Annotated in this window: 1 protein-coding gene; it reads right to left on the bottom strand. The window is 65.8% G+C overall.

Features of this window, described 5'->3' with window-relative positions; all coding sequences use genetic code 11:
* Positions 1-63: 63 nt before the first annotated feature.
* Entirely contained in the window at positions 64-342 is a 279-nt protein-coding gene (locus ACNPQM_RS44030) for a hypothetical protein (RefSeq protein WP_377541237.1), read from the bottom strand.
* Between the last annotated feature and the right edge of the window lie 1,628 nt (positions 343-1,970).

Genomic DNA, 1,970 nt, shown 5'->3' with positions numbered 1-1,970 from the left:
CACGTGAGCTGGGCAGGTCGCCGTCGGCGTCCCCGGTTGCGGATGCGGGACACGACGGGGCGTTCACTCCAGAGACTGAACCTCCGGCCGCGCGGAGGGGGCCTGACCGCTTGAACTGACGGACGGGCTGGGGGGCGGGCCTGCTACCGCCGGAACAGAAGAGGACGCGGCAGGCGCCGGCGCCTGAAGCGGAGCCTGCGAGGCATCCTGCTGTCCGATCAGATAGACCGCGGCAAGAATCCCGGCACCAACCAGGAGCGACGCACCCAGCTTCGGGTTCTTGTACGCCCAGTACACGGCGACGCCCGCGAGGGACATCGCGACGATCGTGAACAGGGTCATCGGCCCGTCACCCCGTACGTGACACCCTGCGCTCGCCTGTCGAACGGAGCCGGAATGAATGTCGCACAAGCTTCGTAATGCGCCATTTGTCGCGTGAGCCCGCTCGACGGCAGGCCGTCGCGGAGCTTAGGCTCGGGAACGTCTTTGATGGTTCTTCTCCTTGTACTTGAGATCCAACTCGGTCGGGCGAGGGCTGTCGGACTACACAGGCGGTCCCCTGTTGGCGCAGGGGACCGCTGTTTTTTTGCCTCCAGGTGTTCGAGGGCTGTCGGACTACACGGCGACCGGAAACCCGTTGGCGCGGTCGGCGTCGAACTCGTCCTCGAAGGGCCTCGTTCGGACTCCGGTGCTGCCGGTCAGGGAGAAGCCTACGCAGCGCGAGCGGAGCCGCCACAATGCCAACGGAATCACGCACACGCATAAAAGCGCCTAAGTGGCCCTGACCTGCTGCTTCATGTCGGATGCTCAGCTCACGAGGTTGGTGACAGGCACTTCATGTAGGGGGGTCATGAGGCCGCCAGCAGATCGAAAGTCCTCACATGAACCCTTCGGTGACGCGCACCACGTGACCGAGGGTCACTGGACGGATACTTCCGCTGACCGGCCCTGTCGACGAACATCGAGCAGTCGAACTTCGGGTCCGTCTCTAGGACGTTGAGCAGGTCGTTCGGCCGGTCTAAGCGCTGGTGAACGGGCCGCGGAGGACACCCTCGAAACTCACCTGGCAGGGGACGCCGCCTGAGATACATCTTCGCCCCTGGAGCGAAACGGCTGCGGTCCGATTTCCGGTACCTCAGGTACTGGACCTGCTTCGCGAAGAACATCTCCGAGTTCTTCTTGCAGCACTAGACCTTGTCCTCGATCTCAGTGCCGAAGTCGGCGCCGGCGAGGAGGACGACGGCAAGCTCTGAGTCGCTACCGACCGGTCGCGGGCGGCCGTCGTTGACATCAGATCCGGGCAGCCAGTTGTGGCCTATTGGAACGTTAGGCCGAGCGTCGGGGGCGACGTCGGGCCCGGGCACGGGCAGGGGAGCAAGCTAAGCGATCAGATATCTGATCGGTCCGCCGTGCCGGTCGGTCGCTGCGCTGGGCGTGTCCTGCGGGGCGCAGATTCCGGCAGCGAGTTGTGGGTCATTGGGCCCAGTTTCGCGGTCGGCCGGGCGGCGGCTTGCGACAGCTCTTGCGCCATCTCCTGCGGCATCTGCTGCGGCATCTGTTGCGACTTCTGCTGCCCTTACCGGATTCCGGCCGACCCCGTCTGTGCAGGTCACCACGCGTGGTGGGGGTGTCCGTTTTCGCTGACATCCCCTCTACTGCCCGCCTCCGTCACGTCCCCACCTGAAATTGGCGGTGGGGACGGTGACGCGCGGCGGCCCGGAGAGGGGATCCGGCGCCCCTCGCTGTCGCGCGAAAGCGCCGGCGCCCCGGACCCGTGTCGGCATCAGATTCCGGCAGCGAGTTATGCCGGACTGATATCAGTTCTGCGGCTGGGCGAGGCGTCGGGCGATGTGCCAGACGGCACGTTCGCGGTCGTCGGCGTCGTCCTCCTGGTCGTCGTTCTCCTCGGCTTCGCGGCGACGTCGTGCAGCTGCTTCCTCGCGTCGGCGGGCGAGGGCTTCGACCATCTC

It is taken from the genome of Streptomyces sp. NPDC056231 (assembly GCF_048270745.1).
Taxonomy (GTDB): Bacteria; Actinomycetota; Actinomycetes; order Streptomycetales; family Streptomycetaceae; genus Streptomyces.
This window is presented reverse-complemented; position numbering and strand designations above follow the sequence as displayed.